This is a genomic window from Ruegeria sp. YTSC230 (genome assembly GCF_059609665.1).
Genome location: NZ_JBXWMC010000005.1, coordinates 96,772 through 111,418, shown reverse-complemented (window position 1 = coordinate 111,418; position 14,647 = coordinate 96,772). Strand labels below are relative to the sequence as shown.

General features: G+C 53.9%; 10 protein-coding genes and 2 pseudogenes. 3 read left to right on the top strand and 9 right to left on the bottom strand.

Translation table 11 applies throughout. The features are described from left to right. Positions 1 to 152 precede the first annotated feature (152 nt). The gene (locus tag AC2FD9_RS11550) at positions 153 to 794 is read left to right on the top strand and encodes a GNAT family N-acetyltransferase (RefSeq protein ID WP_496756045.1); all 642 of its coding nucleotides are present in this window, start codon (positions 153 to 155) and stop codon (positions 792 to 794) included. 94 nt (positions 795 to 888) lie between these two features. Beyond that, entirely contained in the window at positions 889 to 2,658 is a 1,770-nt protein-coding gene (locus AC2FD9_RS11545) for a tetratricopeptide repeat protein (protein ID WP_496836950.1), read from the top strand. A gap of 55 nt (positions 2,659 to 2,713) precedes the next feature. On the opposite strand, the gene AC2FD9_RS11540 is transcribed toward AC2FD9_RS11545, so the two are convergent. From AC2FD9_RS11540 to AC2FD9_RS11525, 4 genes are all read right to left on the bottom strand, one after another. Continuing rightward, positions 2,714 to 3,289: a hypothetical protein gene (locus tag AC2FD9_RS11540; RefSeq protein ID WP_496772827.1), complete on the bottom strand. Its 576-nt coding sequence runs from the start codon at positions 3,287 to 3,289 to the stop codon at positions 2,714 to 2,716. A 149-nt stretch (positions 3,290 to 3,438) separates the two neighbouring features. Then, a complete protein-coding gene (locus AC2FD9_RS11535; protein ID WP_496836948.1) occupies positions 3,439 to 4,734 on the bottom strand; it encodes a gluzincin family metallopeptidase in 1,296 nt (431 codons plus the stop codon). Beyond that, the gene (locus AC2FD9_RS11530; RefSeq protein WP_496836947.1) at positions 4,721 to 6,079 is read right to left on the bottom strand and encodes a TfuA-like protein; all 1,359 of its coding nucleotides are present in this window, start codon (positions 6,077 to 6,079) and stop codon (positions 4,721 to 4,723) included. Before AC2FD9_RS11530 ends, AC2FD9_RS11535 begins: the two co-directional genes overlap by 14 nt. Then, a complete protein-coding gene (locus tag AC2FD9_RS11525; protein ID WP_496836945.1) occupies positions 6,076 to 7,281 on the bottom strand; it encodes a YcaO-like family protein in 1,206 nt (401 codons plus the stop codon). The genes AC2FD9_RS11530 and AC2FD9_RS11525 overlap by 4 nt, the downstream gene beginning before the upstream one ends. A 237-nt stretch (positions 7,282 to 7,518) precedes the next feature. Between AC2FD9_RS11525 and AC2FD9_RS11520 the strand changes: the two are divergent. Beyond that, positions 7,519 to 8,352 (top strand): annotated as a pseudogene (locus AC2FD9_RS11520) (transposase family protein); the annotation flags it as partial. A 190-nt stretch (positions 8,353 to 8,542) separates the two neighbouring features. Here AC2FD9_RS11520 and AC2FD9_RS11515 read toward each other — a convergent pair. From AC2FD9_RS11515 to AC2FD9_RS11495, 5 genes and pseudogenes are all read right to left on the bottom strand, one after another. After that, entirely contained in the window at positions 8,543 to 10,597 is a 2,055-nt protein-coding gene (locus AC2FD9_RS11515) for an adenylate/guanylate cyclase domain-containing protein (RefSeq protein WP_496836944.1), read from the bottom strand. A 231-nt stretch (positions 10,598 to 10,828) separates the two neighbouring features. Beyond that, positions 10,829 to 11,034: pseudogene (locus tag AC2FD9_RS11510) on the bottom strand (transposase); the annotation flags it as partial. A gap of 68 nt (positions 11,035 to 11,102) precedes the next feature. Further along, entirely contained in the window at positions 11,103 to 12,653 is a 1,551-nt protein-coding gene (locus AC2FD9_RS11505; RefSeq protein WP_496836942.1) for a polyamine aminopropyltransferase, read from the bottom strand. A gap of 76 nt (positions 12,654 to 12,729) precedes the next feature. Beyond that, on the bottom strand, positions 12,730 to 13,317 hold the full coding sequence (locus tag AC2FD9_RS11500) for a hypothetical protein (RefSeq protein WP_282119451.1): 588 nt from the start codon (positions 13,315 to 13,317) through the stop codon (positions 12,730 to 12,732). Positions 13,318 to 13,347: 30 nt separating this feature from the next. Then, positions 13,348 to 14,640 carry a GNAT family N-acetyltransferase gene (locus AC2FD9_RS11495; protein ID WP_496760936.1) on the bottom strand — a complete coding sequence of 431 codons (1,293 nt, stop codon included), beginning with the start codon at positions 14,638 to 14,640 and terminating at the stop codon, positions 13,348 to 13,350. Positions 14,641 to 14,647 lie beyond the last annotated feature (7 nt).

Here is a 14,647-nt window from a genome sequence, read left to right as displayed (position 1 = left end):
AGCACACTTATCGACCCCCTGCACCAAAAACTCAATTCTTGTGGTGAATTAAACAGAGGACAGAGATACTGTAATCTCATTTCGTAATTTTGAATTTTTTGTGCTAGTGTCCGAGCAGATTTTACTGATTTCTTTCAAAGGTACTATTTATCGTGAGCAACAATTCACAAAACACGTTCAGGTTGCGTCCGATGGAAAGGGCAGATCTGGATTCCGTTCTGAGTTGGTTTCAGGACGTTGAAGACCTTGCGCGTTTCGATCGTACAACGCGCGTGCCCCTCAATACATCGCATGCCGAAGAATTTTGGAGAGATTCATTTACGTCTTCCGATGCCAGCCGCAAATGTTGGTTTATCGTCGAGTCCTCCGCAGGTGAGGCCGTTGGGTTGGCCGGACTCGAGTCTATCTCGAACATCAATCGCGATGCAGTGGTTGCAGTTTTCGTCAACAAGGCAATGCGCAGATCCGGCGTCGGGCTCCGGGCATCTGCTTTGGTGCTGGATCTGGCATTTCGACAGTTGGGGCTGAACCGCATAACGTCTTATTATCGTGAGGACAATCATCACAGCCGTGATCTTGTTGCGAAGATAGGATTCCAGATTGAAGGGACAATGCGTCAAGCGTGGTTCGCTGAAGGTGAGTTTCAAGATATGGTTGTTGTGGGCATTCTGAAATCCGAGTGGATGGTTCGCCGAAACGTTTTGGCACAGGAACTGGATGCGAATACGATCGTGACTTTGGGGCCGAATGATTGCGCCGACTGGTCATGGCCACCTCGGATCGCAGAGGTGTGATCAGTTCCGATCAAAACTGCTTCGGTCGTCAAAAACGTTTTTTGATATATGTTGGTTACGGGTCCGCTATGAATCCGAAAAAAGAGTAACACTTGTGAGTACGACAATTTCTGACATTCCAATTACTCAACGGCTTGGCGCAGTATTGTTCGCCGATGTCGTAGGATACTCCCGGCTTATGAGCGAGAATGAGCTGGATACCTATAATGAATTGAAAGCATTGATTTCTTTGCTTGAGGCATCGTGCGCAAAGTACAACGGCCGAGTGGTTGAGGTACGTGGGGACGGGATTTTGGCCCTGTTCGAAACTGCCACCAGCGCAGTAGAATTCGGGGTCGAATTGCATCAAATCGCAAGCGATCAGAATAAAACCCGCGCGCAGGATCAGCGAATCAAGTTCCGGGCCGGGATTCACCTTGGTGAGATACTGATAGACGAACGTGGCATTCACGGCGACAACGTCAATATCGCGGCCCGGTTGCAAGAGATAGCCGAGCCTGAGCGGGTCTATGTCAGCTCTGCCGTGTATGATCAGGTCTGCAATCGCCTGCGATATGGGTACGAGTTTCTGGGGCCAAAACAGCTCAAGAACATCATGAATCCTGTCTCGACCTACTGCGTCCGCAGCGAAGTGGCCGGCGCAACAATGGCTGGCACGATGCGCCCGGATTTGAAAGGGGACATATTCGAACGGCCGGATACGCCGTCGGTGGCCGTTCTTCCCTTCAGCAGCTCTGGCGGCGATGAGTCCGACAGCTGGATCGCCGAAGGTCTGACGGACGACATCATCATGAATCTGTCCAAGTTCCGGAACCTTTTTATCATCGCTCGGAACTCGTCGTTTTTCTTCAGGACACAATCGATGCCTCCGAAAGAGGCCGCGCAAAAATTGAATGTCCGTTATGTCGCGCGCGGCAGCGTACGTCGGTCAGCAAGTCGGATCAGGATTTCCGCAGAGTTGATTGATGCCAACACCGAGCGCACGATCTGGGGCGAACGGTTCGATCGCAAGATTGACGATATTTTCGACATTCTTGATGAGGTCACAGAGTGCATTGTGGCGGCCACTGCGGTGATGATCGAGTCGCATGAAAAACAGCGCATGATTCAGGCGGTTCCAAACGATCTTGAGGCCTATGGTTCGGTCCTTCAAGGTCAGCACCACATCTTCAAATACACCCGAAACGACAACCGCAAGGCACAGAATTTCTATCAATCAGCCCTTGAACGGGACGAAGGATATGCTCGTGCTGCAGCAGCGCTGTCGCGAACTCTAAATATCGACTGGCGTTATTCCTGGGCCGAAGAGCCGTCACAATCCCTGGAAAAGGCGCTGATGTTGGCGCAGCGCGCGATTGAGCTGGACCCGACCGACGCGCGTGGTTTCGGCGAATTGGGCTATGTGCACCTGTACCGCAAAGAGCATGACGCAGCCATCCAATCCTATCAGAGGGCGCTGGCGTTAAACCCAAATGACGCAGATATGCATTCTGACTTTGCCGATGCTCTGGCCCATTCGGGCGATAACGAGACGGCCATAACGCATCTTCAGCAGGCAATGCGTCTAAATCCCTATTTCCCGGATCAGTACCTTTGGCACTTGGGCGGAGCGTATTACAACCTCAGACGCTATGAGGATGTAATTGAGACGGTCAACAAGATGAACAATCCGACTGAAGGGCAGCGTATGCTGGCCGCCAGCTATGCTCAGCTGGGTCAAACGGACATGGCCCGCCTCATAAGGGAAAAGCACCGCGAGGCGCATCCGAACTTTTCGCTGGCCCGGTGGACAACCGTTCAACCGGATCGGCTAGAGGAAGACACGCAGCACTTTGTGGAAGGTCTGAAAAAGGCCGGTTTCTAAAATGCAAAGGGGCACCGCGTTCCGGTGCCACTGAGCTTACTTTCGAAAACTGGATTTAGTCGCCGCCGCGTACCTTTGCGCCGCTGACTTTGGCACCACTCACCTTCGCGCCACTGACTTTGGCACCGCTGACCTTGGCCCCACTTACTTTCGCGCCACTGACTTTGGCACCGCTTATGGCCGGGCTGTCAAAGCCGAAATAGATGTCCAGCAGGACTTGTTCGAACTGGCCGGTCATCACGTCCATACGCATGGTCTGGTCAGATTTGTCGTACCGCCAGACGCGGATGCCATCGGCGACCTGATAGTCAGCCGCTGCGACGCCGCCAATACTCGGGTCTTGCGGCGCTCGGGATGCGTCGTCTGCAGGTTTATTGGGATCAGCGACCAGCTCACCTTTGCCATGAACCAGAAATATCACTGGCTCCGGCATATCGTAATAGGTGCCCTCAAAAGCAAAGCCATAAATCTTGGCGAACCGAGGACCTTTCTCCCCTTTTGCCACCCCAAATTGATCGTCGAGATGCTTGTTGGCGCCCTTCCCTTTGGACGGAATGCGTTTGTACTCTAAATCTTCGAGCTCACGGCCATATATCAACACTTCAGAAAAACTGAGTAAGGATTCAGGCATATCTCTCTCTCCCAATTATGGGATCGACGAAGCCAGAACCCTCATCTCCCCCTCAAAATAAACTCGAAAAATATTCGAGCAAATGCGTTCCAATAATCTTCTTCCGATTGCATGCCATAAAACCGCTTAAAAATAAAGAATTTTACACGTCATTCCGGCACCTGCGTACGAACCGAAGCAGAGTGGCTGTCTTCTTCGGGATCGGGAAGACGTGGACCGGCAGATGTCAAACCAATATCACGTATGCGGAAGTTGCCTTCGATGATGTTACTAAATGCACCGCCAGTGACTTCCTGATCGACCGCCAGCAGGGCCTTTTCAACACCGAAATAGCTGAGCATATCGGCATCCAGCCGCTCCCATGTTTCGGCCAGATAGGTTCCCAGAAAATCGCGCGCTTCAAGCAAAGCAATCCGGAAACCTTCGGGGTTTTCGGCATAACGGGCATCGAACACACCCTGCATAACCTCGCCGTAATCCGGAGAGTCTTCCAGTTGATCGGACAGGTGTTCTTCTTCAGGTGAGATCAGCCCATGCAGCAGCAGGCGTTCGTGATAAATATCTACGAAAATGTCGAACATCGCTCCGGTCAATGGTTCGGACAGGTCGTGTTCGCTGGTCCATCCGGCCGCAAACTCTGACATGGACCGTGTGTTGGCGGCAATTCGGATTTGCGCGTTTTCCCCCAGTTCGGCAAACCGGTTCAGACGATTGAATGTGTACAGGTTGCCCCGCGTGTTTTTCAACAAAGCGTGAACAACAGAACCAAAATGCAGCGACGCAAGAAGGGCTACCATATCGGCAGCGGACTCGTGAAATCCGTAATATTCGCCCGACGCATCTCCGTCTGACGGCATACCAATGACGCTATAGATAATGGCATGTCCAATTTCATGGGAGACAACGTCAAAGTTCAGGCTGTATGGACGGTACTCGTCTCCATCTTCGTGTGTGCCGCCCGTTTCCAGAAACCCCCAACCAATATGTGCGTTGTCCAGACTGGGTAGCAGGGATAGTTCAAGCCGGTCAAAATCGCGCGCGAAATGCCACGGGATTGGTCGATCAAAATACCCTTGCCACACATCCATTGTAAAATGGGCCGACCCGAACAAATGCGCCGCCTCAAATGCGGGGTCGGATGGGGCAATATGAAAGAAATTCCCAAACTCATCGGGCATCGCGGGCGGTTGGATGTATCCGTCCCAAGGTGGCAGATACATACCCGGTCCATTTGGCCCCGGAACGATGGCGCCGTAAGGTGTGGTTTTGCCGACAGGATTTACAGTGTACATGCGTGGTCCGGATGGGCCCGGTCCGATGCTACCTTGCGGAGCCGAAATTTCGACAAGCTCCGGTTGCGCACCCGGCTCCAGAAAAGGTGATTGCGGATATAGCAGGAACCGTGTGCCGGGTTCTTCGTCGCTTACAGTCTCATGTGTGTTCATCAATCGACCCCTCGTGCTGGGCGGAGGTCACCTTGCTTTTTGGGACGTCCGCACAGGCACTCCTGTGGCAAAACAAATACTCTGCTTCGATCAACTCACCAAGTTCCACGCGCCCGGATAGGCCAAGCGAGGTTGCGTAGCTGTCCAGGTTATCCGGCACGTCCCGATTAAGGCGCGTTTCAAAATACCACACGACCATTCGCAGACGATCTGCGCCCGAAAGTTGCCCATTCACAATCGCAGCTTTTTCCTTGGCGGCCGCCCGTTCCCGTAGATCGGTGTAATTTCCGGTTCGTTTCAGTTCGGCCAGCAATGGCCCTTCCAACTGCGTCAAACGCGCGGCGACCGTCGCATCGATCCGGGCGGCATCTGCCAGAATGTCCTCGTATTCCGCAAGGTTCAGATCATTGGCGGTCAACCATTCCATCAAATGCGTTTTATGAGACAATCCAGCCTTGGCCCTGTGGCCCGTCATCTGCCGGATCAGGGCGTCACGATCAGGTTGCCGATCCAGCTCGGCGGCTTCTTCCTGTGCCATTACGCTCAGCACTGCGCGGTTGCGCAATTCGGTGTAAAGCACGGGGTCTAACCTCAACTCGTCGATCACCGCGTGGTTCTGTGCCTCGTTGGTGTCGATGCGGTTGCGCAACTGTTTCCACACCAATGTTGGTTCGGTCCGCGTTACGGAAATTGGGGGTAGGGTGCCCTGCGACAGGCAATCCGCCATAAGGGCCAGCATCGCCCGTGCGTCATCTGCCTTGGCATCAATTTGGCCGTCGGGTAGCCAATCTAAAAAGGCCACCATTCCGGGCAGGTCGCTTAACTCTTTGCCGATATTCTGCCAGATGCGGTGCCGATAATGTCTGGATTTCGCATGCTCTAGGATAGTGGCGACGCTTTCAGAAGGTAAAATCCCCTGAGCCTGCGCCTGTTTGACTGTGGCCCGGATAGACACCATCGGTGTACTGAGCGGTTGAAACCCCAGCTCTGCCGGGCTGTGCAGAACCGCGACCTCGTCGTCATCCTGCAAAACGCCGCTGAGGTAGTCCTCAAAGATCCCGCCGACACCGATCATTCCAAAATCGGCAAGTTCCGCTGCACGCAGGGCACCCATGCTGGCGCTGCCAAATACCGGTATCCCTTGTTCCATCGCCCACAAGATTTCCTTGTGCCAAACCGAGGGCACACCTTCGAAGAACCCATCTATGATCCCAATGGCGTGCGGTTGATCCTTGGCTGCGCGATAGACATCACCCTGCTGAACAGGGGGCAGGATCGCAGCATTCAACTGCGCGGTGACTTCGTGTGCTGGCAGGGTAGGGCCCACAAATACGACAACGTTCATGCGGTTTCCTGCCTGATCTGCAGCGCTCTTAGGCCCGGTACGTAATCCGAGTCGTCGTGCGGCGCCTCCAAGCCCGGTATGACCGCCCGAACAACCGAAAGATCATATTCAGGCCGAGACAAGTCCACGATCACCACCTGAGAAATCCCGACGGCCTCTAACCTGTTCAACAACAAAGCCAGGTCATCCTCGAATGTCTTGGTTGAATGCGTCGGGCAGTCCTGGAAATTCTCTGTCGGAGGGGCACGATCGATCAGATCCCGCACATATCTACACCGATCCGTTTGCGCCTGGTCAGTGAATTCTTCCGGATCCAGATCATCTCGCGCGCCCGAGATATAGGTCAGCCGGGTCTGAGCAGCCTCTGTCACCGCGCGCAGCAACGCGATTGCTCGATCCGGATGGCATCCATCGCCGATGCCGATGTGACCGGGCTGCCCACCGGCCTCACAGATCACGCAGCGAAAACTGGCAATTCCGATGTCCGACGTGGTGTTCCACACCCCGATCTCCAGATTTGCGCCGGTGACTTTTTCAATGGCCGCCTGACATCTTGAGTCGTCGACAGTGCCGAGATCAACGCGCGCTGTCGTGGTATGATGAGACCACAGCGTCGTTGAATCACGCTCAATCAATTCACAAATCGCATGACAACGCGCTTCGGCATCATTATTTCCCGAAGCCAAACCGTTTGTTGTTCTGGGAAAGGCGCGTTGTCCGGCGAGTGGAGCGGAAGTGTAATCAGTGTCCACCATCTCAAGCGGAACCCAGCAGGCGTGTTGGCTTTTCAAATCCCGGCCTTCGACCCATAACATGTTGCTATTGGGATCAAATTGCGCGCCGGTGACTTTAGGCAATCGCTCCGCATCCACAACGGTCGCTTCATCAGCCAAATCGGTATATCTGGCAAGCCGTTGCGGAAGTCGCACACGTTCGGCATGCCAGGATTCGATCGCTTCCATAACGCCCGAAGCTTGCGCTGCCTGTAACGACAGTCCCTTACCAAGTGACACCGCAACAGATCGGGAATTGGGACGAGCAACCATGACGGTAGGCAAACCAATCCGATCCAGGCCGGTCAGATTTGCGATCCGAGTTATACCCATTTCCCGAAGAAATGGTTGCACAATGCTTAGGGTGTGCGCGGGGTCGCGCAGACGATGAGTGTCATGCACGTAGGTCTTTTGTGAACTATCGGTCATTTCATCGACCTTGCCAAAACAAACGTGCAGGTTCGCACAATAAAACAAGCTATACGCAAATAGGATGGTAGATGAATTCGTGTGGGTCAACCATGATGGTTTCTGGCGTCGGTTTTGTAACAAGGAGACAACTACAAGAAAAATAAATTAACATAAGATTGATTATGCGATTAAATGATGTTGATCCTCCACCACTAAATTGTTCCGCCCCTATAGTTAGGTACCCGAGGGTCAGATCTGATAGTCAAACGATACAACCCGGAAGTGATTGTCACTAAATTATGGAAGGTTGAGGCGTTTTACGGCCAAGAGATGCTGCGCGTAGACACCATGCGATAAGTGCGGACAACAGACAGACCTTCTATCGCTGGTGTAAGCAGTATGCGGTATGGCAACCGACCAACTTAAGGAGCTAGAGCGGCTTCAGCAGGAGAATGATCGGCTGCGTCGTGCCGTGTCACACCTCACGTTGGGCAAGCTGATCCGGTCTGAAGCAGCACAGGGAAACTACTTAGCCCTTCAAGTCTCCGGGCTTGCATTGATCACATTCGTAACAAGATGCGGGTGTCCGAGCGGCGGATCTGCCGTGTTTTGGGTCAGCATCGGCCCACGCAGAGACGGTTGCCAGTTGGACGTGCCGGCGAAGACTGGCTGGCTACCTACACGATCAAGCTGATGCGCCATTCTGGTCGATACTGGTAAAGCCTTATCGCAGCCCTTCTGAGTGACGCGGGCTAGCAGATCAACAACAAGCGTGCCGAGCGCCTGTGGCGACGTAAGGGCCTCAAAGTGCCAATGAAACAAAGATGGGGCGTCTCTGGCTGAATCCTCTGAGGATTTTGCTTCGCAATGCCCTGCCGCGCTGTGGACGGGTCGTGTGTTCGACTCCGACCGGAACATCGTAATCATGTCTGGTCACATGACTTCGTTCTTCATCGGACCGATGACGGGAAAGCGTTCCTGGCGATACGGATGCTGAACTCGACAGAAGTCTTTGGTGCATTGATGGACCTGTTCATCTTGCGCCACACTCCGGCCTACATCAGGTCGGACAACGGCCCGGAGTTCATCGTTACTATGGAACCCAAGGCCAATCCTGCACTCACGCTCAAACTGGACCACTCGGATGGGGCTAATCAAGGCGTCGGCTTGCCAGAAAAGGTCAGACATATTTACCGGTCGGTTGCGCGCCGTGAACCGCACCACAAAACGAAAATCAAAAAAGGGGGCCTGAACCTAACTTAGGCGGATGTGGCTACTACTATTTTTTGGTACTGGTAATTGCGCGCCAGTCTTCTGGTGGAGGCTTGTCTAACAGGCTTTGGGCACGGGCCATCATTGCGACTGAGGCGGGATCTCCATTTCGTTTTCGGTCTGCAACCTCAAATGCGGCAAGAGCCTCTTCAAACCGCCCTGCCCGGTAGTGCGCAAGGCCTTGTTCATAGGTCTCTATCCAGGCAAATGATCCGCCACGCCCACCTGCCATCGCTATCAGTTCGTAGACCACAAGCTCTTCAACGCGCCCAAATACGGTTAGCGTGTCCAGTTCGCGCACCACGATTGTGTCGGCTGCCTGTTGTCTCGTTTCCGGTCCAATGAGGATCAGCGTGCCATAATCTTTGTTGGCTCCTTCCAATCGGCTGGCAACGTTCACGACATCGCCAATCGCGGTGTAGTTCAACCGTTGCTCTGATCCGATGTTTCCGACCAGAGCCTCGCCGCTGTTCAATCCGATCCTGACACGCAAGGGAGTGCCGTCATCATCTTGAATTCCGGACGCGTCCACTGCAGCGACAAGGTCCAATGCTGCGCGGCAAGCGTTTTCAGCGTGGTTTACATCCTTGCGCGGCGCCCCCCAAAACGCCATCACAGCATCACCCATGAATTTGTCGATCGTCCCACCATTGTGAGCGATAGCCGTCGAGGCCGCGCTGAAGAAGGGCTCCATCAGTTGGGCAATCTTGGGGCCAAGTTTTTCGGACAGCCCAGTGAAGCCCGTGACATCGCAGAACAAAACAGAGATCTGCTTCATCTCTCCGCCTGGCTGTATCTTGATACCTTCAGCAAGCAGCATGCGCACGAGATCCGTGGGTACGTATTTTCGGAATGCTGACAAACCAGCCGCCATGCTGGCGGTGGCCGCAGAAAGATTGGCAAGCTCAGACAGTTTGGACGGTCTGCGCTCAATCTGCTCGACGTCAAAGCGCTCAATTTTACCGAGGTCTTCGGCAATGCGTGCCAGCGGATTTGCCACAACTTTGCGGATCAGCCAGATCGCTAATCCGGTTGCGACAACTACCACAATGATCAAAACGTAAATCAGATTGATCAGTGTCTCGTCGATCCCCGAAAGAAAGGCCGCTTCAGGTATGACTGTGGCAACGCGCCAGCCGTAAAACCCCAGGGGCGTCAGCGCCACCGCATAAGGCACGCCTTCAATGACGACACGTTTCGTCAATGTACCAGAGGCATTTGCTTGTGGGTCAGCCAACAGCCTTTCGCCTGAGATCATTGCTACTTCATAAAGCTTGCCCTCGCCCATGCGCGCCGGAGTAACCTCATCCGCTTCGGCATCGGGGACCGCAATAACCTTTCCATCGGCATTCAAGATAAACGCCGCGCCAAATTCGCCGGGCGCAAGCGTGGCAAGAAACCGTGACAAACGATCCGTTTCGATCGCAACGGCCAGAACGCCTTGTCGCGCTCTATTGACGTCTATCGGACCGGCAAAGGCGTAAACGGTTCTGTCACTATCCGGAAGGTCGCGCGCTTCGATCCACCCAGAGGAATTGAGGCCCATGAAGTTTTTGAACCAGGCATGTTCGCGCGGATCATAAGATGTTTCAGTAAAGGTCCGCTCTTCGAACTGTATGTCACCGGGAATGAAGATGTAGCGGTCTTTCCGCAGCATTCGGTCGCGGATTCCCTCATCGATTTCAATCATCTCAAGCCCACCGTCACCCAGGCGATGTGACGCGAAAAAATTCCCGTCAGGCCAACCGAAGAACATCCATGAGATATTCGGCTGTGCCTGCAATTGTGACAGAAAAACAAACTCCCGCTTGTCGGCCTGTCGCGTCGCGATGACGTTCTGAACAAAGATCGTGCGAACGGCCGCCCAAGCGGCTTCGGCCGACCTGAGCGTCACGCCCACCTCGATACGGACAGTGTTTGCGATCTGGCCGTTTATTTCTGCTGCAAGCATGCGGCTATTGTCGCGCGCTGTCGTCCACCACAGGGAATGAACAATAAACGTCGATACTCCGATAGACACAGCCACCAGAATTGACACAGCAATGCCTACACTAAATCGCAATAAACTCTCCGCCAAAAAGCCACGTGTTTCAGTATTGAATTGAGACAGCTAAGAGAGCAAAGTTTTCTTAGACCCAGACGCGAAATCTCACGCAACTGTTAGTTTCAGGATATCTAACCCGTAAATAACGAGTGCAGCAAAAGCGATTGCGAAGAGAAAGGCTTTTGGCATCTTTCGTAGCGTGTCGCCATTCGCTGCCGGGCCGACCAGCATCTAGGCAAAGATGCCTTAATCGCTCCACAGCTTCCAACGGTTAAAGAGGATCTTGCGCGGACCAAAGTCTTTGGGCGCATCTCGTCAATTTAACCCGTTGCGGTTAATGAAATAATACCACTCAACACATGCCTGTCGTCAACACGGGGCTTCCCATGAGGCTTTGGAAAAAAGGGCGCAAGGCGTGCCAACTGTACGTCGCTCAACCAGAATAGATCAGGCATGCTCGCCGCCTGTTTCAGCCACGGCGAACCATACAGCTAGACGGAAATCGATCGGTCGCAAACCTAGCTCAATAGCCAGAAACGTCACGCGAGTATTCGTGATAGATTCCTGGGTCAAAGATGGAATTAATCGCCAGTTCTCGCTTGGGAAGAAGGTCCTCGGAAAACACTTGGGCGGCTTCAAAGACACCGGATGTCAGAAAGCGCGCACTCTCTGGAACCTCGCCCAGTGTCGCCGTCGGATCATTGGCCACAAGGTTGTATCCCCAAACTCCGAATGACGGGATCGAAACCTGATAGTTCACCACCTGCGGGAAAATCTCGGAAAGGGTCTCGGAAATCGTCCAATAGGTATGCGGTGAAAAGAAGGGAGAGCTGCTTTGAGTGACCAAAGCACCATCGTCGCTCAAAATGCTGTTCACCATGGCATAGAACTCGATCGAATAGAGCTTTGACAGCGCTTCGTTATGGGGGTCGGGAAAGTCTATAATGATCCGATCGTAGGTTTGATCGGTGGATTTGACATAGTTGAATGCATCGGTGTTGAAGACGTTCAGAATCGAGGCTTCCATGCTGTTTTCGTTCAGGCGCGCGATGGGGGCCAGATTGCGCCCCAAGTCGGTCATCGCCGGATCGAGATCAACAAGGTCGATGCGCGAGACGCTGGGATGTTTCAGGATCTCTCGCACGGCCAACCCGTCGCCTCCGCCCAGAACCAATACGGACTTGGGCGCGTTTTCCCCCCATGACAGAACCGGATGGACCAGCGCCTCGTGATAGCGATACTCATCCGCTTCGGCGAACTGCAGGTGGCCGTCGATGTAAAGGCGCACGTCATTTTTCTGCCAGGTGTTGGTGACGACCAGGGACTGATACTGCGACTGCTTACGCCAGACGATACGGTCAAAATACAGATGGTCCTGCGCAAACGCAGTGATGCGCCCGGCCAGCAGAGTCAGCGCGAACAGCAAAACGATGGTCGCGATTGCGCTGACCAGCATCCGTTTGGGTGAATCCAACTGGTCGCGTAGGCAAAGGACGCTCAGCAAAGCGACCATGGCATTGGTCAGGCCAATGGCGAATGAGGATGAAATCAGTCCAAGCGATGGAAGCAACAGGATTGGAAACAAAACAGATCCGAAAAGTGCTCCGATATAGTCAAGTGATAGCACGTCGGCGATGGATTCCCGCGCGGTACTGCTTTCGGACAAGACCCGCATCAAAAGCGGAATTTCCAAACCGACGAGAAACCCGATGGTCGAGATAAAGGTAAACATTCCCACCGTGTAGAACCACGGCGCATAGGGAAAGAGCATGAACAATGACACGCTGCACAGGCCGCCGACCAAGGCCAGAATCAGTTCAACCCAGATAAACGTTTGGATCAGGTTGCCGTGGAAAAAGCGTGAGACATATGACCCGACCCCCATAGCAAACATGAAAAACCCGATGGTCAGTGAAAACTGATAGACCGAGTTGCCCAGCAGGTAGCTGGACACCGTTCCAATGATCAGTTCGTAGACAATGCCGCACAGGGCAACAACAAGGATCGCGCCAAGCAGAACCATCGCCTGCCGGCGTGGCAGCTCTGTGTAACGCGGTGTCAGAGTGTCGGTCATATTGAATTCCGAATAACTGGAAAGCCCGACGCGATTAGCGCCGGGCCAGAGTGGAGTATGTTGCGGACGCGGTGCCTTATTTACCGGCGCGCAGACCACCAGCGCGAGCGCTGCGCGGAGCTGAATAGCTGGCGCGCGGCGTCACGTTCCGGTTGTTGAAGCTTGAGGCGCTGATACCGGCCGAACGCTGTCGGCTGAGCAGGTTGCCAATCAGCGCACCGGCCAGGAAGCCGGCGCCCGAGAAACGCAGGCCAGCGGACTCACCAGTAGTGTCAGTGGCGATCAGGCGTCTGTTGGCCTCGTCAATCTCGATGGTAAAAATCTCACCTTCATCCGAGTCTCGTGCGCCGTTTGCATTAGCGTCTGCATAACCCGAGAACTTGGCGTCGGATAGAATTTCAAGACCCAGCGGCTCGTCATAAAAGCGCGGTTCCGAGTTCATGATCTGGGTGAGATACTCCGTGAACTCTTCCACTTGATCGTCCGAGGCTTCGGCGATGCTGTTAGCTGTCAGATATTCCTGATACTCGTTGATCGCAAATTCGGTCCGGTCCAGAACCTGCCCAAGATCGGCGGTCTGTTCGGACTTCGGGGCCAGGAACACCGAATACCCTATGAAGCCCACAACGCCCAAAATGACGATTGTTTTTAGATTTCCAAACATAATTTCTCCTATCGAGTTAAGACTGTGTTTTCAGGTTTCATCAAGGTCATAGGACCACCAATCCTGGTGCAGGTCCTTGCCGTAGAATTCTTTGAGCGCACCGCATTTCTTCATCCCCTGCCCCTGTAATTCGGCTGCATGTGCGTCGGACAGATCAGAGGGGACAGTAAGAATGGCCATGCGATATTTCTGCGTGCGAGCCAGCGAAAGCTGCTGATCCAGCCCGTTCAACCCGGTACCGGACTCGCTCCAGCGTAGTCCCGCTACATCGTTGGTTTCCGCGGCCTTTTGCAGGTCAACGACAGACAGACCTGTGGTTGAGGCAGGATGGGCAGGCGGTAGTTCGGGCGCATCCGGATTATCCAATCCATAGATGATTTTCGCCTCTCGCGGGCTGTGATACCCAGGAACGGTCAACTCGACCGCTGCCCCGAATTCTTCATACAGCTTATGCGCGGCGGCATAGATTTTCTTGCCGAACTCTTCGTAGTCACTGGTTTCGATGAAAATCTTGCGGATCTGTAGCTGCGCAAGCTTACCCAGCATGTCGTTCAACATCTGCCCGCCCAACCCTTTGCCGGTTTGGGCCTGATCCAGGTAGGTCCAGGACAGCCACGCAACATCAGGTACATCTTCGTCAATACTGTAGCCGATCAGACCGAGCACGTTGCCCCGATCTTGCAGGACAAACATGTTTTGGGTGCCCTCGTTAACAAATTTGTCTTCAGCCTCGGCCGCGTCATCTTCATCGGTCTGGGCGATGATCTGAATGGCAGGCGATACATGCCGCCATTCCATAGGCGTGAGGGTCGGCCCCTTCGAGCCGAACAACGCATTAAACAAGGCAAGACCTCCCCCGACCAACGCGGATGTAATATGGGTGAAAACCGCGATCTGAGACCGCAGGTACAAAAACTCGGCGACGAGCAGAATGCATATCAGCGCAAGCGCCCAAACACGTTGGCTTGGCGGTCCCGCTGCTACAAGACCAAAGGCAACAAGGGCATAGGAAACGCTTGATAACCCTACGAACCCCGGTCCGACCAGAACGAACTCTGCCACTGTGCCGGCAACGACGCTCAGGATCACAAGGCCTGCGGTTCCGGTACTGCCCAAGCGAGGTTCGGTCAGACAGCCGCCGATGAAAATCATCACACAGTTGAGTGTCAGATGGCTCAGATCGCCATGCCGGATCACGAACAACAGATGGTCGGGCAAGCTTTGCACAGGCCCCGAATAACGCACCGGACCGAACAGCACGTAGACGCAAATCGCGCACAGGATTAGAGATATCGTGACCGGGCATCTGCGCAGCTCTCTCATTCGCCCT

Coding starts and splice junctions, on each gene's coding strand:
- AC2FD9_RS11500 (WP_282119451.1), bottom strand. CDS start 13,317: ATGTTTGGAAATCTAAAAACAATCGTCATTTTGGGCGTTGTGGGCTTC.
- AC2FD9_RS11530 (WP_496836947.1), bottom strand. CDS start 6,079: ATGAACGTTGTCGTATTTGTGGGCCCTACCCTGCCAGCACACGAAGTC.
- AC2FD9_RS11495 (WP_496760936.1), bottom strand. CDS start 14,640: ATGAGAGAGCTGCGCAGATGCCCGGTCACGATATCTCTAATCCTGTGC.
- AC2FD9_RS11525 (WP_496836945.1), bottom strand. CDS start 7,281: ATGACCGATAGTTCACAAAAGACCTACGTGCATGACACTCATCGTCTG.
- AC2FD9_RS11540 (WP_496772827.1), bottom strand. CDS start 3,289: ATGCCTGAATCCTTACTCAGTTTTTCTGAAGTGTTGATATATGGCCGT.
- AC2FD9_RS11505 (WP_496836942.1), bottom strand. CDS start 12,653: ATGACCGACACTCTGACACCGCGTTACACAGAGCTGCCACGCCGGCAG.
- AC2FD9_RS11535 (WP_496836948.1), bottom strand. CDS start 4,734: ATGAACACACATGAGACTGTAAGCGACGAAGAACCCGGCACACGGTTC.